Origin of the sequence: Gracilibacillus dipsosauri (genome assembly GCF_003176895.1) — a bacterium.
Lineage (GTDB): Bacteria > Bacillota > Bacilli > Bacillales > Amphibacillaceae > Gracilibacillus > Gracilibacillus dipsosauri.
Genome location: NZ_QGTD01000005.1, coordinates 464860 through 488963, shown reverse-complemented (window position 1 = coordinate 488963; position 24104 = coordinate 464860). Strand labels below are relative to the sequence as shown.

Sequence of the window (24104 nt, the reverse complement as noted above, 5' to 3'; positions counted from 1 at the left end):
TATATCCCAGCTCGCAAGCGATCAGGGGGTCCAGATGTCCAATATATGATTATATAACCCAGTTTGCATGCAAGCATTGGCCAGAGTGTTCAATATATGACTAATAGACCCCAGTATACATGGAATAAGTGCCAGGTGCACTTTTAAAAAAACAAAAACAATCAGTGGGGCAACCCCACTGATAAAGTTTCATTACACAAGCCTATTCAACCGATCAATCTGCTCTCGATCCTCATTTAAATTTTCCTCTACTAAATCTCTACTGTCGGTATCTAAATCTCCTCGAACGATTTCTTCAGTCATTTTCATTCCCATTTCTTGCCCTTTAATCGCACTTTCTAAAATTTCTTCTATGGTATTAGGGATGCCTTTTAGCTTCATCATTCCTTCTTTCAGACTTAGGATTGCACCAGTATCATCGACTGCTTTTCCACCAAGATCCTGAATTCGTTCGGCTATTTTGGCGGCATGTTCTTTATGCTCTTGCTGAATACGCTGAAGCTCTGCTTTGATTTGAGGGTCTGTTACATGATGGATGTACTGTTCATAGGAATGAATCCCCATATATTCCCCCTTTAAATAGGCATTAAGCTCATTTATAACCTTTTGATTATCCAATTTGATTCGCCTCCTGTATTTCACATAATATAACCCTATTTTTTCTATAAAATCTCTTTTTATACTGTAAATGGACAAGTCATAATCCCCATCTATCTTCATATAATGGAATATCTAGACATTAGGGGGGAAGACGATGACGGTGGAGTCCTTTGAAATAACCGAGGAATATTTAAAACGGTATGCTGATCTAAATATCGAGAAGAAGACAATAGAAAAAGAATTAAATCTAATAAAAAAACAGCTTCATGAATACTTAGATGAAACCTTTGGAAAAAAACAAAAGGGCGAGGTAAGGCATGGAAAATATAAAGTTCAACGGGTCATTCGTTCAAAGGTTCAGTATGATGAAGAGAAAACGGTCGAAAAATTGGAAGAGCTAAATTTAGCAGATTTTCTAGTGAAACGACCAGATACAGAAAAATTAGAAGCCGCGATTAAGGTCAATTTAGTGAAAGAGAAGGACTTTGAAGGATGTAAAACAAATAAATTAACACAAGCCATTTCCGTCAAAGAAATAAACCCATAATCTCCCTCCTTTCAAGGAGGGAGTTATTTACATAGCAGTAAAGCTACCTCAAATTAACACTTGCGATTAATTGCTGCACAGCCTGTTCTCCAATTTCCTTCCACTTATGTTCATCGTCAATCAATCCATCCTTATCGACAGGATGTTGGAATTGGCTTAGACCAGAAACGGTCGTCACGCCGCTCGCAGTATCGTCCAAACCTAGACGAACAACGTGGTTGATCACGAAAGGTCTTTCAAATTCGATCAAAGCATTTGGATTTTCAAGTTCACCCTCTAGAACATGGAAAGGTATGCGCAGGTAAATGGACTCCCCTTCTTTTCTCGATAGAAGCGAATCCAAGTATCCCTTATCATAGTCCCAGTTTTCTCCTAATGTAAAGTTAAGCCCGCTCGATTGTTTTTGAATATTCCCATAAAATGTTTTTTTGCCTTCAAGTTCTGTTTGCAACTCGATCAAAAGAAATCTCCCCTATCTCCAATATACTATTTATTATTATGAACACATCCACCCTAATCATTCAAAAATCCTTTTATTGCTTCGATTTTCAATAAATTTATTATTATGTGTGCTAGCTTTCGTATGAATATTTAGGAATAGTGAAAAATAAAGGCGAAGAAATGAATCCATTTCTTTTCTATAAAATATGTTGGTTAGGAGGTGTAATCAAGTGAATACCTTAAAACGCGTAGCACTTGCCTTAACTATTATAGGTGGTATCAACTGGGGATTAATCGGGTTTTTCCAATTTGATTTAGTTGCAGCAATGTTTGGTGGTCAGGATAGTCTACTTTCCAGAGTGATTTATTCTTTAGTAGGTATCAGCAGTTTATATTGTTTAACCCTACTTTTTGAATCAGACGAAGAAACAGATACAGCCTCTGTTGAATCACGTAGCTTAAATTATGGAACAGAATTTAGTGAAGATACTGATATTTCTACTACAACTGAAGATAAAGAGTAGGTAAGGAAAAAGAGGCTGATTCTTCCATGGATCAGCCTCTTGCCTTACCATTCAACAGATGAGGCAGAAATTCTTTTTACACCGCGGATCGATGAAATCTCTTCCACTAGAGCATGCATAGCCAGATTTTTTTGCTTTGCTTCAATCATGATATCAAAATCCTGATTAAGCTCCTTTGCCATTTTAAAAAAAGGAAGAACAAAATCGAGTGCGACAAAATCCGCATGAGAACGAAACGCTTGTTCCGATTTGGGTGAAGAGAGATGGACTTTCGGAATGTTTCCAGAATGGCCCCATGATTGAAAAATTCTTGACAGATAGTGAGAAAGCCCCTGCTCTGATTGATTCGCTAAATGATGATGAAAATCGAGGATCATTGGAATGTTCTCCTTTTCACATGTATGTAACGTTTCCTCCACATTATAGGTTCTGTCATCATTTTCTAATGTCATCCGTTTTTTAATATGAGGTGGCAGCTTCTTTAAGTTTTGATGAAATCTTTTTAATGTAGCTTTTTTATCCCCGTAAGCTCCACCAATATGGATATTAATGATCCCTTTATCGTGAGCATTCATCGCTTCCAGCATCTTATAATGATATTCCATATCGATTACAGCACTTGTCGTGACATGCTCTTTTGGGCTTGTGAATAGTGTGAACTGACCTGGATGAAAGCTTGGCCGAATGTTATATTGCTCCATTAACTGACCAAGCTCCTGCCAATCCTTTTTAAATGGGGTAATAAAATCCCACATCACCTCCGGGTGGGTGGCTAAAGGGACAAGCAAGCTGGAAAAACGGTAAAGCTCTATTTCATGTGCAATATTGTAGTGTAATATTCTCTTGGTATGTTTTAGGTTTTGGGCTGTAATGAATAGGAGCTTCTCCCATCTTTCTTGCTTGGAAAGCTTAGAATAATTAGTAAAAGTAAAGCTTTTCGAGGGACTGGCATCCCATAATCCTAATACGTTAGCTACATAACCAAAGCGAATCTTCATCGATGTCTCTCCTAAGTATAAAATGGTAATCATGCTTATGATTCGTGATATTAGGTCTCATTATACCATTGCCACTATTTTTAACATAAAATGCATGGAAATGTTGATAGACTTTACCAGTTTTCTTTTATATATTTGAGATAGAAGGAGCTGGTGACATGATAGGTAGGAATATTCGTACTTTAAGAAATCGAAAAAAAATGAGCCAGGAATCATTAGCCGAAAAGCTAGAAGTTTCAAGGCAAACGGTGGCAAAGTGGGAGAATGACGAGGCGCTACCAGATATTGATAAAAGCAAAAGAATGGCTGATATCTTCCAAATAAGCTTAGATCAGCTGTCTAGTGATGTGAGTGAAGAGGAGATCAAGCAGATGGGTCCCAAAGGAAAGCATTTTTTTGGAGTGGTGAAGGTAGGGGAGAGAGGGCAGGTCGTGATACCGAAGCAGGCAAGAGATATGTATCAGATTCTGGCAGGAGATAAGCTTATTGTGCTAGGTGAAGATCTAACTAAAGGTATAGCAATATTAAAAAGTGATAGCTTTTTGGAATTTGCGGATATGATACGAAATACAGAACCACAAGAAGGTCATCCATATGAGTAAAATTGTGTTTTTTTCCATTCCAGCACATGGTCATACTAATCCAACCATTCCGGTAGTGTCTGAGCTGGTTCATCAAGGTCACAGCGTTCAATACTATTCTTTTAAGGAATTTCAAGAAAAAATAGAAGGAGCAGGGGCTTATTTCGTACCTTGTGATTCCTTTTTGCCACCAATGTCACAAAAGGAATTGGACCGTAAGGCAGGAAAGGACTTTGCGGCATTGATTGAAATGGTGGCAGATACGACCATCGCATTAGATGAAAAAGTCTGTACAGAACTAACCGCATTTAAGCCTGATTGCATCATCTCTGACTCCTTATGCTTTTGGGGCAAATTATTTGCCAATAAGTTAAACGTTCCATATATCTGTTCCACTACTACATTTGCTTTTAATAAATATACGGCAAAACTAATGAAACGAGACATAAAAGAAATCGTGAAAATGATCATTGGAATGCCAAGAATTAAGCGGAAAATCAAGGAACTGAATAAGTATGGATATCCAGTAGATTCTTTTCTATCGTTGATTCAAAATGATAATGAGACAGATACCATTGTTTATACGACGAAAAAATTCCAACCTATGGCGAATACTTTTTCAAATAAATATTCATTTATCGGTCCTTCTATTGCTTCCTCATCGAAACTTCAGGAAGTAAGCAAGGAGCGAAAAGTTATCTATATTTCATTAGGAACAGTCCTTCATCAAAACCACGCATTTTACCAAAATTGCATCAAGGCATTTGCAAACAGTGGAGATGAAGTAGTCATGTCCGTTGGAGAAAAAACGAAGATCGAATCTTTAGGTGCTATACCCAATCATTTCACTGTAAAAAACAAGGTCGATCAGCTTGCTGTTCTACAGAAAGCAGATGTTTTTATTACACATTGTGGAATGAATAGTGTCCATGAAAGTCTTTATTTTGGTGTTCCCATGGTGCTATTTCCTCAGCATAGTGAACAAAGAATGATTGCTAATCGCGTCAAAGAGCTTGGTGCAGGAGTAGAATTAAAAGGGATTCATCCAAAGTATTTGGCAAAAGCAGTGGATACGATGTTCAATAATCAGACATTTCTTGAGAATGCAGAAAAGCTCGCCGAAGACTTTCGTCATTCTGGTGGAGTAGAGGAGGCGGTTAGGGTAATTCAAGATAAGATAGACAACTCCCGTCTACTTTGATTGAACTGTGCTTTATAACGCGGATAAACCGCATTTGGACTAGATGCCTTGATTAAAATGAACCAAAACTAGGGAAGCATTTATTCCATAGAGAGAGGTTGTCCAAAGACAACCTCGTAAAATACTTTCTAGAAAGCTGCGGTCCAACCACCATCTGCAGTAATAACTGTTCCATTCACAAAGCTTGATTCTTCTGATGCTAAGAATAAGGCTACTTGAGCGATTTCTTCAGGCTGGCCAACTCTTGGCATGACCGCTTGAACGGCTTTTGTGCGTTCCATCCCGAGTTCACTGACATTTTTCATTGAGCTCGAAATGTTTGTGGCAACTCCCCCTGGAGCAATGGCATTACAGCGGATACCTTTTGGTGCATACATATAGCCAGTATTTTTGGTTAGACCAATCACGGCATGCTTAGACGCTCCATATGCCGCACCTGCATGCGCACCATTTAACCCACCAGTAGATGCTGTATTAATGATAATTCCACTTTCCTTTTCTAAGAAAATCGGTAACGCTTTACGAATTGCTCTCATGACTCCTTTTGTATTGATATCAAAGATAAGATCCCATCGATCATCAAGGATATCTCCAACAGGCTCAAATCCGTCCATAATACCGGCATTGTTCACTAGAATATCCAATGTGCCGAATTCTTCTATAGCCGTATCGATCATGTGATTAATATCATCCTGTTTAGCGACATTAGTCTGAACAGACCTCGCCACACCGTCATTTTTATTAATCTCATTGGCGACAGCCTCTGCATCTTCTACATTTAAATCGGCAATGATTACTTTTGCCCCTTCTTTCGCATATAGTTTAGCTATTTCTTTCCCCATACCGGAAGCAGCACCTGTAATAACAGCAACTTTATCTTTCAATTTCACTTTTTGAACCTCCTCTAACAAATTTTATTGAACATGTGTACAATAAAAATTATAATGGATAGATAATAGAAGTACAAACAACGAAAAATACAGAATGTGACTAGTAATAAACATTTATGGAGGAATTTGTTCAATAATGAGAAAAAAAGATTTAAGAATTACCAAAACAGAGGAAAGTTTACGGCATGCCTTACTCCAATTACTTAAAAAGAAGCCTTTAGAAGCTATTACAATTGCAGAGCTATGTCGCTTGGCAAACATTAATCGAGGTACCTTTTACCTTCACTATAAGGATGTGCATGGCGTTTTCAAGCACTATTTAGAAGTAATTGTCGAGGATTTTCGATTATCCTATTCAGAGCCTTATTATAAAACGAACTTCCATATTAACAATCTTGAAGCAGATATGATCAAAATATTCGATCATGTCAAGAAATATCAGGATTTTTACCAAATTATTTTTGATGAGAATATTCCAATGATGTATTATTATTTACTTTTTGATACGATTCGTTCCTTTATGGAGGATTCGCTTCATGAAAATCATAATGAAATACAATCCGATATCCAAACAGATTATCTGATTAGCTATCAGTCCAATGCGATCCTTGGTATCTTAATGGAATGGCATCGGCAGCAATATAAGACATCGATTGAAGAACTGAACCAACAATTATTCCACATCTTATCGATCAATAGTACCTTTGACAAGATAGAATAAGTTGACACATCGAGGTTATGCTAGAAAAGAAAAAATAAAAGGTTGGAGGTGTAAAGATGACGAAGGATTCAAACGCACATAAGAAAAAGAGAACGGATGGAGATAGGATACCGAATGAACAAAAAAGAAGTAAAGCTAGGTCCAATTCTCGTGGAGGAAGAAATTAAGAAGAGCCATCAATGGGGGCGCGAAAACCCCCACTGATGGTAGCAGATTTTTTATTTCTGTTCGAGCACTGTTAATCCAAGAAGACCTGCTAAAACCTCATTACTAAGTGTTTGAAGCTCCACGCTTTCAATGTCCTTGGCTTTGCCTAAGTCGATACTTAGAATGTTACCATGTGCCCCGTCACCTAGCTCCTGGATAAATCCACTTTGTGCATAAGCACTTGAGGTATTTTCCTTTAACCAATCATCTATATTTTCAGGGTTCGTAAGTGGTAATATTTCTTGCGTACCATCCTCAAGGTTTACCGTGATCTTAGCATTTTCTATACGACTTTGCATGTGATTGGTAGCAACTGTCAGAAAGAAATAGAGTTTATTCCCCGTCATGTTCACAGGAATTTCGACCTTGTCTGGGAAGTTATCATAGAGTGAAGTAAACACAGCATTTTCCTTCCCTTTTGTAATTAAAAATGGAATCCCCATATCTGATTTAAAATGGTCCCCTTCATAATCAAGCTTCGTTAGGCTCGGTTTCACTTTATCTTGACCATCTCGATATTGCCACCAATTTAGCCCATATTCCGTTACCGTACTCGGGATATTATCCCAATAAAACAACTCAGGCTGTGGGGTATATTTGTTCTGATGTAAATTAGCTAAATCCTGGTTTACTAGGCTACTTAAATCAATAGGGTGGCTTTGGTAAGCATTGTGATAAGCACCAGATAGTTGATCATCTAATTCCCAGTTTACGATATTTGTCTTAATTTCTTGCTTGTTGTTTCCGTAAATTGTCAGTAAATTCTCGCCAGGTGTCAGCATGGATGGGTTTTCGATTTTAAATGTTACCAGATCAGATGTTGTATTTGCTTTTATCATCCTGTGTAAAGGAAAATCGGTTCCAGCAATCTGTGCTGTCCCTTTCAGGTTGATGTTTTCCTGACTATTATTTTCGATCGCAAATTGAGCAAATGCTTCGTCATTTTTTATGACTAACTGTCCATCCACTATTTCTAATGGCTCCTTGAGGTTGAGATTGACAGGTAACCACATCTCGCTTTCCCCAGATTCCACGAGCACAAAGAACGTATGGGCACCAGGCTTATTTTTAAGGACAACCGATGCCTTTGAATTTTTTATCGACGACTGCTTTCTATCAAGTATTCCTTGAGGATCATGGAGACGAACAATTTTGCCTTTTTTTACGGAAAAATGATATGCTTCATCGATAGCTCCGACAGCGCTTGCCTTTAATTCCGGCATATGCTTCTTGTTCGGATTCTGATAGGTAATTTCCACTTCCGCCTTCTTGCCCTCAGGTGTCTCTATGGTCAGCCAAGGATGACCAATCCCTGGTTCGAGCGAATAATCCACGGCGCTTCCATTTATCTTCACGGACTTAATCTTCGTATCCTTGGCGATAAGTCTAATATCGTATGCTAATGATTTCTCGCTATGAATGACTATTGTTTCCTTTGCACCATCTTTGTGATAATCATAAGCTAAATAATCTGTATCAATGGAGGCATACTCCCAGTCTTGAGGGAACGCAGGCTGAATCGTCGCCCTTTGATTTGGAACATCCATCTTTATACCGAATAGACCTTCCACAGCTGTTCGTACATACATCGAGGTCACATCGGTAAAATCGACGTGCCCAGATTGAGATCCATCCTGATTCTGAATGTAGGAAAGAACACCAGGTCCTGGTCCTGCAAACAGGTTTGCATCAACGCCTGCCTGTAGATCTCGCGCTTGCTCAGTCAGTCCTAGACGATAATAGGTGAGCATTAAATTGATCGTTTCTGCTGTGTAGATACCTCTACTTGAATAGACATTAGGTAACCAATTGGAAGTCCAAGGTAAACGGCCATTTCTTGGAGTAGTCCCTAACTCGTTTTCTATACGGTTCTCTGAAAATTGTAGCATTTGATAGCTTTCAAATGGATCGGTGAATCCTAAATCGATTGGTGTATAAATACTGGAGAGGTCTGGTGATGCATGCACTCTTTTTAAGCCATAGACATCCTTGTATTCACCAAAAACGCCGATGTCATCCACCCAAAGCTTGTCTTTCATCGCTTGTTCGATTTGTTTTGTACGTTGTTCAAAGATCGTTGGGTCCTTGCCTAACTGTTTAGCGATAGCAGCCATTTCTTTATTGGCACGCCAGGTGTATACACTTGCGATAGTCGCTCCTCCGCCATTGTTCCATTTATTGTCTGTATTCCATGCATTGAGGTGACTTTCATATAATCCTTCATCCTCTGTTTCCATGTATTCATCCATCCAGCTTAAATGCTTGGCAATAAAATCAAAGCCACCATTCTTAAAAATATCGAGATTCCCTGTCCATTCCCAATTGTAGAGCATCATATCGACCAATACTTCCCCCATATTGTAATGGGAATCGCCATTTAGCTTAGATGGTATTCTCCCATTGGATGCTTGTTTTTCAAAATAGGCCTCGGCATTCTCAAAGGCTCGATCCTCCCAGCCTGCTGCGGTAACACCATAAGTAGACCTCCATCCAGGTAATGCGACAAACCAATTGATGGGACCGTGCATGAAGGTTGGTTTGCTCCAAGAGGCGTCCAAAGCTAGGCTTGCAGCAGGAAGTGCAGCATTCAAATAAGGATTAGGTGTATCCAACTTTATCGATTGAGAAAGCTGCTTATAGTAATCAAGGCTTTTTGCAAATACGGTTTCTGGCTCTGTTAAATAGGCATCCATTTCAGGAGACCCAATATCATCTGTTGTCATATTAAAATATATGTAATTATCATAATTTCCTTCTGTTGTACCAATTGCCATTGGCTGAGCTTCTGCTTCTTTTTCAAGGAGTGCGTCAGGCCCTTGAGAAAAAACGGATGCGTCTCCCTTCTGTAAGGCTAAAGGGATATTAGCTGTCCCATACAATGTCGGGCCACCACCACGAATGGAAAAATAATTATTTTCGATGCTTACTTCGGTTCCTTCTGTATCTTCCGGATGGAATTTCATCGACTCATAATCTTGGGAACCATAGCTCCCATAATCACGACCACCAGAGGCCACCACTAAATCATCTGTATAGGCATCTGGTAGAGTAACCTTGATAAGTAATCCTTCCGAATCAGTAGGGCGAACAAAACTTAACCGTATTGTTCCATCAATAGATGGATCTCGTAGCTCATATTCTTGATGTCCGTAAACATATCGAGAGGTAATTGATTCGAAGTCAGCAAACCACTTCCCGTTTTTTAAACCAAAAAATACGTGACCTAATTTCTCTTGATCCTTATTTCCTCTATTTTGGAAGAGCAAACTATCAGGCTTATCCCCAACTAAGGCGATGATTCTTGGAGAGTGATGAGGGCCGTATAAAGGGCGATTATAGGATTCTTCGCCATTTTCCACCGTAAAACCGCCATCAATTGGTAAATATTTATAGTGCTTTGTCGTGAGGTGAAGCTTTTCTTTCTGGAAAAGCTTTTTATCATTCGCGGAAGTTACTTGAATCATAAAGGATTGTTCTTTGGCATTTGAAGAAACCGTTAGCTTCCCATCCCGACTCATTTTTACACCTTTAGGCGAATTACTTGTAATACTCCAATTTACCTCGGCATTTGGTATGATCGCACCAAATTGGTCCATGACCTGGGAACGATAACTAAAGGTATTCTTTCCTTTCTCCGGTAAGGCAATTCCTCTCGGGCCTATTATGATAATCCTTTCTTCTACAGGTCGATAAATCGTAATTTCTTGCTCTATTTTTACATCGGGGTTTGACTTGCTTATCGCTATTAAAACCATCGTTAACGGGGAAGAGGGAGGAGAATCAATAGTTAGTTTGCCATTTTGATCAAGACGAATGCTATTCGGAATTTTTCCAGCTAGCTCCCAGGTTACTCCTTCTTCTAAGAGCTCAAAGCCGAACTGATCCAACACTTCAGCTTGATACGAAATTTGCTTGCCTTCTTCATTCGATACTTGTATTTTATTCGGGCCATTGATTTTAATTTCCTCTGGTATCCGTTGTGTATGGGCAGTTGGTCCATTTTCTGTCCAATTGTCTGATGCATCTCCAGCCTCAATCCGTAGCTCTGTGTTCGTTAAATCTAGGTCGCTACCAGATAGATGATAGGAAATTTTATTTTGTTCTGCTTCGGTAGCCTCTGCGTCAATCACCTTGATCAATGTATTATTCTGATATATTCGATATTGCGTAACCGCTACATTATCTGTTGGCATTGTCCAGCTCAAGTCGACACTAGTTTCCGTAATGTTGGACAAGATAAGCTCACTATTCTCTGGCCATACTGGTGGACTAGTTTCCTTCGTTGAATAAATTTCCAGACTATTTACTCGACCATCCTCATCAAATGTGAGGTTTAATTGATGGTCCTTGACCTCTATTGGATAAATTTCTTCAGCAAATTGATTAGTGGTTGCCTCGATTCTATCCTGCTGTTCCCCTTCAATTGTGATATCGGTCTTATTGGCAGCAATATGATCACCAGAAATGATCTTGACAAAGTAACCGCCATTGGGGAGATCAACAATAAAGGAATAATCCTTTCCATTGGTAAAATCTCTCCTTAAATCATCAGGAGCACCACGATCTCGGCAGGATACTTCCTTATCTAACCCGTATCCTGTTTCTGCCTCATATAATAATTTATTGGAGATGGGAAGATATTCTTCCATTGTTGGGCTTGTTTCACAACCAAAATCAAATTTCAGTGGTGTAGCTAATTCCTCTGCAAATAAGCGATCGTAGGAATGCAGGGTCAATAGCATAATAAATAATAGAACGATTGCGGTCCATTTTGTTTTTGACATTTGATAACACCTTTCTATTTGTAATCGTTTTCAATAGAGGTGAAAAATTAAACCCCTATGTTCTTTTAAGGGTTTTCTCTAGATGTCTATTTGTCATTTGCTAAATACGTAAGGCCTATAATTCGTCACCTCCCCATAAGACTAATAGTGATATCGATAACAAAAAAATATCATACTTTGTTCGTCATGTCTATGGAACGTTTTGTCGAATAGAGTATAAACACAATTATTACAAACAGCGCCTTATTTAGAGTATAATATGGGCAACAAACCATGTGAAAAAAAGTGAGGGAGTCATGATGGAATATAATAAATCTGTGGTCAATCGTTTGAAAAGGATCGAGGGCCAGATCAAAGGTGTCTTAACAATGATCGAGCAAGGAAAGGATTGTCGCGATGTTATCACTCAATTATCTGCATCTAGAAGTGCGGTTGATCGTACGATTGGTCTTATCGTTAGTATGAACTTAGAGCAGTGTGTACGCGACAGTATCGAAAATGGAGAAGATACAGACAAGCTTGTAAAGGAAGCAGTAGAACTATTGGTGAAAAGTCGATAAAGCTAACGATAAACTGCCCTTGGAACTATCTCAAGGGCAGTCTTTTATTGAGAATTAGAGAAAATCTTTTCTCAATTCTTCTGCAGAACGTGGCGAGAGCTGTCCGAGTGTCACATCATAAACGGTTTTGGCACCATATTGTTTCTCCTTGCTTAACCTAAAAGCAGCTCTTGCATAAGCAACTAATACACTTGCTGTAAACTCAGGATTACTATCTAGCTGAAGGGAGAACTCATAGATCTGCTTGTTGTCTTGTCCTGTATTCCCACCACGGATAACAAACCCACCATGTGGCGCTTTGGCGTGATCGCGTTTTAGCTCCTTTTCGGTGATAAAGTGGACTTCAGTTTCATAATCTGCAAAATAATGAGGCATTGTTTTTATTTCCTGCTCGATTGCTCCAGTATCTGTACCTTCCTCTGGCACTACATAGCAAACACGAAGGTGCTTTTCCGCTGTCGCTAGCTCCGGATTAGAGCCACTTCTTACTTTTTCTATTGCCTGCTCGGACGGAATCGTATACTGGACACCATTTTTTACACCACTCACTCTTCTAACCGCATCGGAATGTCCTTGGCTTAAGCCCTTTCCCCAGAAGGTATAATTCGCCCCATTAGGCAAAATTGCATCAGCCATTACCCGATTAATCGAGAATAATCCCGGATCCCAGCCAACAGAGATAATTGCTGTTGTGTGATGCTCTGTCGCAACTTTATCAACAGATTGGTAAAATTCTGGGATTTTTGCATGGGTATCATAGCTATCCACTGTATTGAACATGCTAGCAAAATGGGGAGTTTGTTCCGGTAAATCTGTTGCTGAACCTCCACAAAGCAGCATGACATCAATGTCCTTTTGATACTCAACCGCATCTTTTATAGATAATACCTTTACACCAGGCTCGTTTAGAACTAGTGCTTCTGGATTTCTCCTAGTAAAAACGGCTACTAACTCCATATCAGGAGATTGCTTGATCGCTTCCACTGCTCCTTTACCTAAATTACCGTAACCTACGATCCCTAGTCTAATCTTATTGTCCATTTACATTTCTCCTTAATCAATGTTCTCTATTTTACTTTAAGCAATTATCCTAGAGAAATCAATTGACGAATTTACTATAGGAAAATCTTTTATCGAAATTTCAATATTTTTCATACATATTTGTTTAAGTATTGGAAAATATATACGTGAATTTTAAAACATGGGAGGTAATTGATTGTGCAAAATCAAAACCAAAATCAAATGCAAGGTGGTACACAAATGCCACAAAATATGACGAACCAAGGAATGGATGTAAACCGTGGTGCGCACGAGCTGTTTGATGCACACGAAGTGATTGGCTGTTTAATTGGAATTTTAGAACAGTACAAGCTTTATGATCAAAATATCCAAGATCCTCAATTGAAAAGCATTCTACAACGTCAATCAGCTTTTATGACACAAATGTATAACACCATTGTAGATTCTTTCCATACTGGTCAAGATCCTCAAGTACCCACACAACAATATAAGATGCAAGAAAGCAATGATGTAAAGTATGGCATGAATCCAGGACAACCGAAGCAACCAAAACAATCCGTTAGTGAGCTTACGGATGAATGCTATTCTTCCTTTATGTTAGGTCATACGAAATCTGCAGCTTCTGCATTAGCAATGGCAGCAGCAGAAATTAACAACCCAGTTTTGCGTAGAGTGATTGCAGATAGTGTACCAAACGCGATTGAGATGAGCTATGAGTTATTCCTCTATCAAAACAAAAATGGTTACTATCAAGTCCCTGAGCTTAGCGCTCAAGATACAAGTATGATGCTACAACAATATGGAAAAGCCCCACAACAAGGGATGCAGCATTAATCATAAATATGGAATAAGAGGATACCTCTTGTTCCATATTTTTTTGGATATGCCAATTTTTCTAATAAAAATTGTTCTAAAACCACCTCCGTAAATCTATAATCTTACTAAATGTATACTAAACCGATTTAGTAATCATGCAAGCTTTAGGAGTGCCAGAATTATATGAAAAAAATAACGATAACAGATGTAGCTAAGCACGCAGGAGTATCCAAAAGTACTGTATCTCAATACTTGAATGAAAGATATGACTACATGGGAGGGGAAACGAAAGCGCGCATTGAAGCTGCGATCAAGGAATTAAACTACAGTCCAAATTTTTTAGCAAGAAGCTTAAAACAGAAGAAGACCAACACGATCGGGGTGATTGTAGCCAATATTTTGCATGTGTTTTCCACACAAATTATTCGGGCGATTCAGGATTATTGTAGTGAGAGAAACTTTCATGTCATTGCTTGTAATGCAGACGATGATCCCAGAAAGGAAAAGCAGTTTATCGAAATGCTTCAAGCAAAACAGGTAGATGGCATTATCGTGTTTCCAACAGGTGCTAACAAAAGCTTATATCAAACATTGATAATGACCAATTATCCCACGGTTTTTATTGATCGAATGGTCTCAGGGGTCGGAATTGATACAGTGCTACTAGATAATGAAAAGGCAAGCAAATTAGCGATTCAAACGTTTTTGATGCAGGGATATCAGAGAATTGCTATGATCTCCCCACCATTGTTACCAAATATAACACCAAGGATGGAGAGAACCACTGGCTACAAGCAGACTATCACAGAAAATGGTCTATCCTTAAGGCCAGAATATATCGCCAATGTAGAAACGACTAATGTCCGAGATCACTTAAGGAAAATGCTAGCTCTTAGGGAGCCCCCAGATGCGATGCTTGCTTTAAACGATTTAGTATTAGTCGAAATCCTTCATTATATGAAAGAAAACCAGCTACAGATTCCAAAGGATTTGGCGATTATTGGCATTGATGATGTAACCTTTGCCAGTGTCTATAATCCTGCATTAACGACGATTGCTCAACCAGCTTTTGCGATGGGAAAAAAGGCAGCCGAATTATTGTTAGAGAAAATAAGCAACATTACGAAAAGACGGGAAGGGATTGTCTACCGTTTTGAGCCAAAAATTATGAGGAGGGATTCTGTTTAAGCTTAGGAAGGTGGTCGACCATTTTTAAAATAACTGAATAAAAGGGGGGAGAAACATGAAGGTGATGATTACCGATTGTGACCATGACCATATCGATATCGAAACAGAAATTTTCCGAGAAGCAGTAATCGATTTTGAAATGCAGCAATGCAAAACAGAAGAGGATGTGATCGCTAGCTGTCAACAAGCAGAAATAATCATGAACCAATATGCACCAATGACAGAAAAGGTTTTTCGTCATCTACCAAAGCTTCAGCTTATCGTCCGGTATGGGGTTGGTGTCAATAATATTGATGTTGATGCTGCGACTAGATATGGAATCCAGGTTTGCAATATTCCTGATTATGGAGTAGAGGAAGTGGCAGATCATGCCCTTGCCTTAATGCTCAATCTATCAAGAAAAATCATGCATATGAATGCTTCTGTTTTAAACGGTAATTGGGACTATCGGGAAAGCATTCCCATTTATCGTCATCGTGATCAAACGGTTGGTGTTATCGGATTAGGCCGAATTGGTAGTACCTTTGCGGAAAGAGTCCATGCCCTCGGCTCTCGAGTTATCGCCTATGATCCTAAATATCAGTACAAAAGGGACGAATTAGTCCTACCATTTATCGAAATAGTAGAGCTTGATGCATTACTAGAAACAGCAGATGTCATTAGTATCCATTGTCCATTAGAGGATGCCTATCATCTGATTGGAAGAGAACAATTAAGAAAAATGAAGAAAACGAGTTATTTAATCAATGTCTCACGTGGTGGCATTGTCGATGAGGAGGCACTGGCTCATGCTATTACTCAAAAGTGGCTGGCAGGAGCTGCACTCGATGTTACGGAAATAGAACCACTGGATATTGATTCACCGTTACGAAATTCTGCAAACATTATTCTAACACCTCATATGGCTTGGTATTCCGAGCAAGCAGCATATGAGTTAAAATATAAGGTTGCCAGAGAAGTCGTTCGTTTTAAGAAAGAAAAGCTAGTGTCTTATCCTGTTAATCATGTAACTAATGGTAGGATGCGAGAATAAAAGGGGTGTTTCAAAATGAAAAGATTGTCTTATATTTCCGTCATTTTAGTAAGCGTTTTCCTAATTGTGTTCCTTTCTGCCTGTGGGAAAGCGGCGGATACAACAGAGAATGAAGGGGAAGAGTCGTCCGGAGCAACCGTACTGAAGGTAGCCTTCAACCAGCCAGAGAATCATCCTCAATTTAAAGCAATGGAGGAGTTTGGGGAGAAGTTGAAGGAACGAACAGATGGAAAATATGAAGTAGAGATATCACCAAACGAATTGTTAGGAGCCCAGCGTGAAACGATAGAACTTGTCCAATCTGGAACGATTGCGATGTCTATCGTAGGTGGAAGTTTAATGGAGAACTTCAATGAAGATTTCGTCGTGTTTAATTTGCCATATGTATTTGATTCCAAGGAACATCAGAAATCCGTTATCAATAATGAAGATATCGTAGGAGATTTATACCACTCTGTGGAGGATCAAGGGATGATCGTCCTTGGAGCATTTCATGGAGGCGTAAGAAATGTCTATAATAGCCAATCTCCGATAGAAACACCTGAGGATTTGGCAGGAATGAAAATACGTGTCATGGAAAGTGATACAAATGTGCAAATGATGGAGAAAATGGGCGGTGTCGGAACACCAATGGGGCAGGGGGAAGTGTATACGGCGATTCAATCAGGTGTGCTCGATGGCGCGGAAAATAATGAGCTTGTCTACAATGATCTCAAACATGTCGAGGTTGCCCCGTATTATAGCTATACCCAGCATGTGATGTTACCTGATTACTTGCTTATCAATGCAGATCTTTTTAAAGGAATGTCAGAAGAGCATCAAGCTATTTTTCGAGAGGAATTAGCGAATGCCATCGACTTAGAATATGATCTATTTGAAGAAGATGTCGATCAAGCAAAAAAAGCGGCCGAGGAAGCGGGAGCACAGTTTAATGAAGTTGATGTGAAGGTATTTCAAGATGCAGTAAGACCTCTGATCGAAGAAAAATTAACCTCTGAGAAGGCAAAGGAAATCTATGAAAAAATGCAAAAGCTAGAGTAATAAATGAGGTGATGAAATGGATGCAGTAAAAAAACGACTGGATCAAGCGCTTTCCGCTATTTGTATTACTTTGTTTGCCTTTCTCGTATTACTTGTGACATGGCAGGTGATAACTAGGTTTATTTTAAATAACCCAAGTGTCGTCTCTGAGGAATTAGCAAAATATTGCTTCGTCTGGCTTGTGATGTTTGGATCAGCCATTGTATTCGGGGAGAAAGGACATATGGCAGTGGAAGTGGTGAAGGATAAATTCCCACAAGGATTGAAAGCTGTAAATGAAATAGTGATTGAGGCACTGAATATGGTATTTGCCTTATTTGTGCTACTTATCGGTGGGTTTATTGCTGCAGAGCTTGCTTGGACACAGATGAATGCTTCCTTACAAATTCCAATTGGCTATCTTTATGCTGTCATGCCAGTGAGTGGCTTGTGTATTTTATTCTATTGCACGTATAACATCTATCAAACAGTCCAAACACGAAAAAAGGTTAAAACAGAATAATCATGGAGGCAAGGAGGGGTTTGCATGGATATAGCAGTAGTAGTTGGCTTGATCTTAGCAATAGGGATTTTGTTTTGTCTGATCATAGGGGTACCTATTAGTATTAGTGTTGGAATCGCATCACTGATTTCCATGCTCTATATTCTATTTTTTCAGGATGCGCTTTTGTCCTCTGCCCAGCGGATGTTCACTGGAATGAATTCCTTCACCCTGTTAGCAATTCCCTTTTTTATCCTCGCAGGTGTGATCATGAATAATGGCGGGATTGCTTCAAGGCTGATTCATTGTGCACGAGTCCTCGCAGGAAAAATGCCAGGCTCATTGGCGCACACGAATACCATTGCGAATATGCTTTTCGGTTCGATCAGCGGCTCTGCAGTAGCTGCAGCCGCTGCGGTTGGTACCACCATGACACCAATGCAAAAAAAAGAAGGATATAGTACCGAATTCAGTGCATCTGTTAATATATCATCAGCACCTACAGGGATGCTTATTCCACCGAGTAATATTATGATCGTTTATTCCTTAGCTAGTGGTGGTACGTCGATCGCCGCCTTATTTTTGGCAGGATATATCCCTGGGATTCTCTGGGGACTTGGTTGTATGCTTGTCGCCTTTTTCATTGCAAGGCATCGCAAATATACTTCCCATTTATCACTAGGATTAAAAGAGAAGCTGTTCGTGATTCTCGATGCGATACCGAGCCTACTTCTCATCGTCATCGTAATTGGCGGGATTGTTGGCGGTATTTTTACCGCAACAGAAGGATCTGCCATTGCCGTTGTCTATTCCTTTATTCTATCTTTTATTTATAAAGCAATTAAAATCAAAGATTTACCCCGAATTTTGCTAGAGGCAACAAAAATTACCTCGATTGTCGTTTTCCTAATAGGGGTTTCTAGCATTATGGCATGGGTGATGTCTTTTACGAATATACCTGGACTCATCTCAGATTTGTTATTATCCATTTCAGATAATACGATCATCATACTGTTAATTATGAATCTTATCCTACTCATAATTGGCGCATTAATGGATCCGACCCCCGCTGTATTAATCTTCACTCCAATCTTTCTCCCAATCGCCATGGAATTAGGTATGGATCCTGTTCATTTTGGGGTAATGATGGTATTAAATGTGAGTATCGGGACGATCACCCCACCAGTCGGACCCGTTCTGTTTATTGGAGTAAGAGTCGCCAAACTAAAAATCGAAAGCGTGGTAAAGCCAATCATGCCTTTCTTTTTCGTCATTGTAGGTGTTTTATTAATCGTCACCTTTGTTCCCGCCGTGTCCTTATGGCTACCTGAATTATTTGGATTAGTTTCAGGGAATTGATAGAGTGGTTGCTTTCCTCTCTCATTGAATGATAAAAATCTGCTAGTCTTTGAGCTTATATCTTGGTTATCTCGAAGGATGCTCGCGAGATAACCAAGATATATTTTTTTATATTGGTTTTCGTACGGAGAGCTGGTGAAATAACCAAGATAAATAGTTATATCGAGGTAATCTCTCGATCCGCACATGAGATCACCAAGATACCTATCCTAACTATTCCCAATAAAATTAATGAAAACACTACCAAAATCCTGCCGAAATATGTTATAACTATTAGTAGTTTTACATAATTTTTACATATTTTTAATGATTAGTTAATAGTGGATTTCTACAATGATGGGAGAAGTCCTAGCGTATTCTATTAATCTAATCTAAAAGGAGGTAGCCAATTGAGATTTTCATTCAAGCTCTTAACTATTATTCTACTCACGAGTTCTTTAATTTTACCAACTAGTATCCTTGCAGCAGAAGGCGATAATGAGAATTTTTCGCTAACGATCATGCATATGAATGATACACATGCACATGTAGAGCCGTTACCAAGAATGCTTACAGCTATTAACGAGGTGCGTGCAGAGGAACCAGAGGCACTTTTATTTCATGGTGGAGATGTATTTTCAGGAACACTATACTTTAATCAGTATAAAGGAAAGGCCGATTTAGCTTTATTAAATATGATGGGCTTTGACGCCATGGTATTTGGAAATCATGAGTTTGACCTCGGTTCAAGCGAGGATGGTCATCAATCCTTAGAAGAATTTGTCCAAGCTGCTAATTTCCCATTACTAGGCACAAATGTTGATTTTTCAAATGATCCATATATGTCTGGGATCGTCAATGATGGATTTATAGAATCTGCCGAAAGTGGAATGGTCTATGATGGAATCATTAAGGAAGTCGATGGCGAAAAAGTCGGTATATTTGGACTTACCACAGAGGATACAGCGAATATTTCCAGTCCAGTCAATGTAGAATTTTTATCCTATATAGAAGAAGCACAGCGAGCAGTGGATCAATTTAGTGAATTGGGTATTGATAAAATTATTGCAGTGAACCATATTGGTTATGATAGTAACCCCGACATGGGAAATGACTTGCAATTGTCAAAATATGTCGATGGGATTGATGTAATTGTCGGTGGACATTCCCATTCAAAATTAGAAGAACCGGTAGTTGTCGAAAAGGATGAAAATGGAGCGGACAAGGACCCAACGGTTATCGTGCAAGCATATCAATATGCTCAACTCTTAGGAAGACTCGATGTGCAGTTTAATGAAAATGGGGTTGTAACTGAAAGTGCAGGCCAATTAATCGATGTCACGGAAAAAGAACCAAATGAGGATGCCAGCAAAATTCTAGCCCCATACAAAAAGGAAATAGACAAAATCATTGATCAAGAGACAGGTGCCGTTGCAGCAAAACCTTTGTTAAATCCACGTCTTAGTGATAGTGAAGTTAGTGTTCGTGCCAATGAAACAGAATTAGGAAATTTAATTACAGATGCGATGCTAGCAAAGGCGAAAGAAAAGGATCCAAGTGTTGTCATTGCCATGCAAAATGGTGGGGGAATTCGAGCAGCTATTGATAAAGGCCCTATTACAGTTGGGGAAGTAATGGCGGTCCTCCCCTTCGGAAACGACCCTGTCGTAGCACAGTTAACTGGTCAAGAAATAAAACAAATACTCGAACATAGTGTAAGTCAAGCACCAAAAGAGAGCGGTGGATTTTTACAAATTGCAGGTATGAGGTTCACTTATGACAGTGGGGAGACTGAGGGATCTCGTGTCATTTCAATGGAAATAGCAAGAAACGGAGAATATCAAAAAATAGCCGAAGATCAGATCTACTCTGTCACTACGAATAATTTTACAGGAAAAGGTGGAGACGGCTTTGAGGTATTCGCCAAAGCATATGAGGAAGGTCGAGTAAAAGATATTGGCGAAATCGACTGGGAGCAACTACGCGACTATATGGTCGAGGATCTAAATGGGCAGGTTGACCCTGTGATAGAAGGTCGAATTATTGATCTTCAAGGAGAAGAACCAGAGCAACCGGAGTTACCAAAAGAACCGGAGGAGGATCCAAATAAAGAGGAGCCTAATAACGAACAGGACGGAGATTCTAGTGATGAACAAAAGGAAGAAGCACCTGAGAAAGATGGAAATGACGGGAATGACAATCAATCAACTAACAATCCCTCTAATGAAAAAGAGTCAGAAAAGCTAGAAAATGACCAAAGCGAAAAGGAACAGAAAATAGAGGATCATCATCAGAATCAAAACGAAGGAAATTCACTTCCCAATACAGCAACCAATCTTTTCACCTTTCTTCTAATAGGTGGCCTGTTGTTATTTATAGGGATATGTGTGTTATTATTTAAGAAATTCAAGATCGTGAATTAATAGAAAAAAGCGAAGGGCTAAAGTGATATGCTCCCTTCGTTTTTTATTAGTTGCAAAAAAAGTCGCTCCACTCGCAAAAATAAAGCAGTAGCTGCAAAAAAAGTCGCTCCACTCGCAAAAATAAAGCAGCAACTGCAAAAAAATCCACACCGCTCGCAAAAATAAACAATAGCTCCAAAAGCTCGCCCACTCCCAAAATCTCCAACCACCTTCATCTCTCCATTAGGATAAACAAAACAAATATGCTACAATCTTTAAAAATATCTTTTAAAGAACGGAGGGACAATATCTTGGAAGAGATCGTAGGCGAATGCTTGGCATGTGGAGAGACGGTATATTGTAGGGATGGATTTTTAGATGGAACCAATGAAAATAATAAGCTCCTCTGTCCATCCTGTAGTGAAGAATTACTGGAAAATTAAAAAGGGGGCACGCTTGATGCGATATGTCATTATTGGTGGAGTTGCTGCAGGGATGAGTGCTGCAATGGAAATCACGCGGACAGATTCGAAAGCTAAGATTACGGTATTAGAACGTGGGCAGGATTATTCGTATGGGCAATGTGGACTGCCATATGTTATTAATGGCGTCGTACCAGATATAGATAAGGTGATTGCAAGAACTGTGGAAACCTTTAGAGAGAAATATGGGATAGATGCTAGAACTTTTACAGAAGTAATCCATGTTGATGAAAAAAAGAAAAAAGTATATGGAGTTCAACTAAAGACAGGCACGGCTCTTGAAATAGACTATGATCGTTTACTGATTGCGACAGGATCTGATCCCGTTCTCCCTAATTGGAAGGGGATAGAGCTTGATGGAATACATCCATTAAAGACATTAATAGACACAAAAGCCATACTCCAAGATTTAAATAACAAAATTAAGAATGTAACTATCGTTGGAGGAGGGTATGTCGGTTTAGAAATGGCAGAAAGCTTTCATTCGCTTGGTAAGAACGTGACACTCATCCAACGTAGCGATCAGCTAGCAACAATCTTTGATCTGGATATGGCAACGATTATCCATCAAGAGGCAGAAAAGCACCAAATTTCCTTAATACTAGGTGAGGAAGTAGAAGGTTTTTCTGGAGACAAAAGAGTGAATACCGTCATTACCAATAAAGGGAGCTATTCCACTGACTTAGTGCTCTTAAGCGTTGGTGTGAAACCAAATACCGATTTTTTACAAAATTCTGCCATTCATATGAACGCACAAGGGGCGATTCATGTAAATGCCTATATGCAGACCTCCATCCCTCATATATATGCAGCGGGCGATTGTGCTATACAGTATCATCGCGTGAAGCAATTAGATGACCACATTCCGCTTGGAACAACTGCTAATAAGCAAGGACGAATTGCTGGTGCAAATATGGCCGGAAATCCGTTGACATTTAAAGGAATTGTCGGAACATCCATCATAAAGTTTTTTGACCTGACTCTAGGCCGCACAGGATTAACAGAAAAAGAAGCAAACCATTTAAAGCTTCCCTATGCTGTGGAAGTGTTAGAGGCAAACAATCAAGCAGGATATTACCCTGATGGGGAAACCCTACATATCAAGCTTATCTATGATAAAAACAGCTATGCCTTACTTGGTGGACAAGTGATTGGTAAAAAAGGTGTCGATAAACGCATTGATGTTTTAGCAACAGCTTTATATAATAAAATGACAGTCAAACAGCTACTCGATCTAGATCTTGCCTATGCACCACCTTATAATGGTGTGTGGGATCCATTACAGCAAATGGCAAGAAAAATATAACAGGCTTTGAGTTTAAGTGGAGGCTTTAAAAATGAGACGAAAAGATGTCGACAAGGAAAAGCACATACTAATCACAGCAAGGAAGCTTTTTTCAACGAAAAACTATCATCGAATCTCGATGCAGGAAGTGGCGGATGTTTGTGGTGTGTCAAAGGGTAGCTTATATGTGTACTTTAAATCAAAAGAAGACCTGCTATTGAACATCCTTCAGCATTATTTCCAAAGTATCGAGGATGAAATTGCTCAGGTCGAATTAGATGCGACGCTCACGACCACTGAAAAATTCAGGAAGGAGCTCGAAATAAAAATCAAACACTATATGAACCATCATGAGTTTTATCGGTTACAAAGTCGAGATCTTTTTGAATTAGCATCTAATAAAATTTCTCCATATTTACATCAGCAAAATATCGCTCAAATTAAATGGACAGAGCAGTATTTATTGAGAATATATGGGGACAAAATCCAACCATTTGTATCAGATGGTGCCTTTTTATTAATGGGAATGATAAGACAGTATATCGAGTTAATCTATTGGAAGCATTTCCCGTTGGATGTTCATAAAATCGTTCATAAACTTTTTACACAAATCGATTATATTCTCAAGGGCATGCTGGCAAATAACGATGAACCGCTCATCAACGAGAATTTATGGTCCTTATATTTACAAGAAAATGTAGAAGAAAAAGAACACCCGCTTCATTTGATCAAACAATTAAAGCAAGAATTGAACAGCTTAGCCATATCAAGCGAAAAGCGAGCCGAAGCAATCGAAACCTTAGCCATTATGGAACAAGAATTAATTAGTATGCAGCCAAGATCGGTTATCTTAAGAGGCATGCTACATAACCTTGGTGATATTACGGAAATCGAAGCTACGAGATTAAAGCTAGAAGAAAACCTACAATTAGAGAAAAGAGCCAAATAAATATTTGGCCCTTCC

General features: G+C 39.1%; 22 protein-coding genes. 16 read left to right on the top strand and 6 right to left on the bottom strand.

All coding sequences use genetic code 11. The features are described from left to right. Window positions 1–192: 192 nt before the first annotated feature. The gene (locus DLJ74_RS06305; protein ID WP_109983793.1) at window positions 193–618 is read right to left on the bottom strand and encodes a DUF2383 domain-containing protein; all 426 of its coding nucleotides are present in this window, start codon (window positions 616–618) and stop codon (window positions 193–195) included. 136 nt (window positions 619–754) lie between these two features. Between DLJ74_RS06305 and DLJ74_RS06300 the strand changes: the two genes are divergently transcribed. Continuing rightward, on the top strand, window positions 755–1147 hold the full coding sequence (locus tag DLJ74_RS06300) for a hypothetical protein (protein WP_109983792.1): 393 nt from the start codon (window positions 755–757) through the stop codon (window positions 1145–1147). Between the two features lie 43 nt (window positions 1148–1190). Here DLJ74_RS06300 and DLJ74_RS06295 read toward each other — a convergent pair whose 3' ends face one another. Then, entirely contained in the window at window positions 1191–1607 is a 417-nt protein-coding gene (locus tag DLJ74_RS06295; RefSeq protein ID WP_054861017.1) for a YugN family protein, read from the bottom strand. 211 nt (window positions 1608–1818) lie between these two features. On the opposite strand from DLJ74_RS06295, the gene DLJ74_RS06290 reads away from it, so the two are divergent. After that, a complete protein-coding gene (locus DLJ74_RS06290; protein WP_054788679.1) occupies window positions 1819–2112 on the top strand; it encodes a DUF378 domain-containing protein in 294 nt (97 codons plus the stop codon). 44 nt (window positions 2113–2156) lie between these two features. Here DLJ74_RS06290 and uvsE read toward each other — a convergent pair whose 3' ends face one another. Beyond that, window positions 2157–3110 (bottom strand): UV DNA damage repair endonuclease UvsE, encoded by a 954-nt coding sequence (gene uvsE, locus DLJ74_RS06285; RefSeq protein WP_109983791.1) that lies wholly within the window; start codon window positions 3108–3110, stop codon window positions 2157–2159. A 158-nt stretch (window positions 3111–3268) separates the two neighbouring features. Between uvsE and DLJ74_RS06280 the strand changes: the two genes are divergently transcribed. Together DLJ74_RS06280 and DLJ74_RS06275 are read left to right on the top strand one after the other, a co-directional pair. Further along, window positions 3269–3712 (top strand): helix-turn-helix domain-containing protein, encoded by a 444-nt coding sequence (locus DLJ74_RS06280; RefSeq protein WP_109983790.1) that lies wholly within the window; start codon window positions 3269–3271, stop codon window positions 3710–3712. After that, the gene (locus DLJ74_RS06275) at window positions 3705–4892 is read left to right on the top strand and encodes a macrolide family glycosyltransferase (RefSeq protein WP_109983789.1); all 1188 of its coding nucleotides are present in this window, start codon (window positions 3705–3707) and stop codon (window positions 4890–4892) included. Before DLJ74_RS06280 ends, DLJ74_RS06275 begins: the two co-directional genes overlap by 8 nt. 128 nt (window positions 4893–5020) lie before the next feature. Here the strand turns inward: DLJ74_RS06275 and DLJ74_RS06270 are convergent, their stop codons facing one another. Further along, complete coding sequence (locus DLJ74_RS06270) at window positions 5021–5782, bottom strand: SDR family oxidoreductase (RefSeq protein WP_109983788.1); 762 nt, start codon at window positions 5780–5782, stop codon at window positions 5021–5023. Window positions 5783–5918: 136 nt separating this feature from the next. Between DLJ74_RS06270 and DLJ74_RS06265 the strand changes: the two genes are divergently transcribed. Continuing rightward, complete coding sequence (locus DLJ74_RS06265) at window positions 5919–6503, top strand: TetR-like C-terminal domain-containing protein (protein ID WP_054861021.1); 585 nt, start codon at window positions 5919–5921, stop codon at window positions 6501–6503. 218 nt (window positions 6504–6721) lie between these two features. Here the strand turns inward: DLJ74_RS06265 and DLJ74_RS06260 are convergent, their stop codons facing one another. After that, window positions 6722–11494, bottom strand: a complete 4773-nt coding sequence (locus DLJ74_RS06260; RefSeq protein WP_109983787.1) for a hypothetical protein — start codon at window positions 11492–11494, stop codon at window positions 6722–6724. 299 nt (window positions 11495–11793) lie between these two features. Between DLJ74_RS06260 and DLJ74_RS06255 the strand changes: the two genes are divergently transcribed. Beyond that, a complete protein-coding gene (locus DLJ74_RS06255; RefSeq protein WP_054788671.1) occupies window positions 11794–12054 on the top strand; it encodes a metal-sensitive transcriptional regulator in 261 nt (86 codons plus the stop codon). Between the two features lie 54 nt (window positions 12055–12108). Here DLJ74_RS06255 and DLJ74_RS06250 read toward each other — a convergent pair whose 3' ends face one another. Beyond that, a complete protein-coding gene (locus DLJ74_RS06250) occupies window positions 12109–13095 on the bottom strand; it encodes a diaminopimelate dehydrogenase (RefSeq protein ID WP_109983786.1) in 987 nt (328 codons plus the stop codon). A gap of 177 nt (window positions 13096–13272) precedes the next feature. Here DLJ74_RS06250 and DLJ74_RS06245 point away from each other — a divergent pair, with 177 nt between their 5' ends. The 10 genes from DLJ74_RS06245 to DLJ74_RS06205 all read left to right on the top strand — a co-directional run bounded on the left by DLJ74_RS06245 (window position 13273) and on the right by DLJ74_RS06205 (window position 24089). Then, window positions 13273–13908, top strand: a complete 636-nt coding sequence (locus DLJ74_RS06245; protein ID WP_245902275.1) for a spore coat protein — start codon at window positions 13273–13275, stop codon at window positions 13906–13908. Between the two features lie 165 nt (window positions 13909–14073). Continuing rightward, on the top strand, window positions 14074–15078 hold the full coding sequence (locus DLJ74_RS06240) for a LacI family DNA-binding transcriptional regulator (protein WP_109983785.1): 1005 nt from the start codon (window positions 14074–14076) through the stop codon (window positions 15076–15078). Between the two features lie 55 nt (window positions 15079–15133). Beyond that, window positions 15134–16111, top strand: a complete 978-nt coding sequence (locus DLJ74_RS06235) for a C-terminal binding protein (RefSeq protein WP_109983784.1) — start codon at window positions 15134–15136, stop codon at window positions 16109–16111. A gap of 15 nt (window positions 16112–16126) precedes the next feature. Further along, entirely contained in the window at window positions 16127–17152 is a 1026-nt protein-coding gene (locus DLJ74_RS06230) for a TRAP transporter substrate-binding protein (RefSeq protein ID WP_109983783.1), read from the top strand. 16 nt (window positions 17153–17168) lie between these two features. Next, complete coding sequence (locus tag DLJ74_RS06225; protein WP_109983782.1) at window positions 17169–17654, top strand: TRAP transporter small permease; 486 nt, start codon at window positions 17169–17171, stop codon at window positions 17652–17654. A 24-nt stretch (window positions 17655–17678) separates the two neighbouring features. After that, window positions 17679–18992: a TRAP transporter large permease gene (locus DLJ74_RS06220; protein ID WP_109983781.1), complete on the top strand. Its 1314-nt coding sequence runs from the start codon at window positions 17679–17681 to the stop codon at window positions 18990–18992. 389 nt (window positions 18993–19381) lie between these two features. Then, a complete protein-coding gene (locus DLJ74_RS06215) occupies window positions 19382–21394 on the top strand; it encodes a 5'-nucleotidase C-terminal domain-containing protein (RefSeq protein ID WP_109983780.1) in 2013 nt (670 codons plus the stop codon). Window positions 21395–21684: 290 nt separating this feature from the next. Further along, window positions 21685–21816, top strand: coding sequence for a hypothetical protein (locus DLJ74_RS20885; protein ID WP_277679743.1), 132 nt, complete (start codon window positions 21685–21687; stop codon window positions 21814–21816). A 16-nt stretch (window positions 21817–21832) separates the two neighbouring features. Further along, window positions 21833–23161: a CoA-disulfide reductase gene (locus DLJ74_RS06210; protein ID WP_109983779.1), complete on the top strand. Its 1329-nt coding sequence runs from the start codon at window positions 21833–21835 to the stop codon at window positions 23159–23161. Between the two features lie 31 nt (window positions 23162–23192). Beyond that, window positions 23193–24089 carry a TetR/AcrR family transcriptional regulator gene (locus tag DLJ74_RS06205; RefSeq protein ID WP_109983778.1) on the top strand — a complete coding sequence of 299 codons (897 nt, stop codon included), beginning with the start codon at window positions 23193–23195 and terminating at the stop codon, window positions 24087–24089. Window positions 24090–24104: the final 15 nt, after the last annotated feature.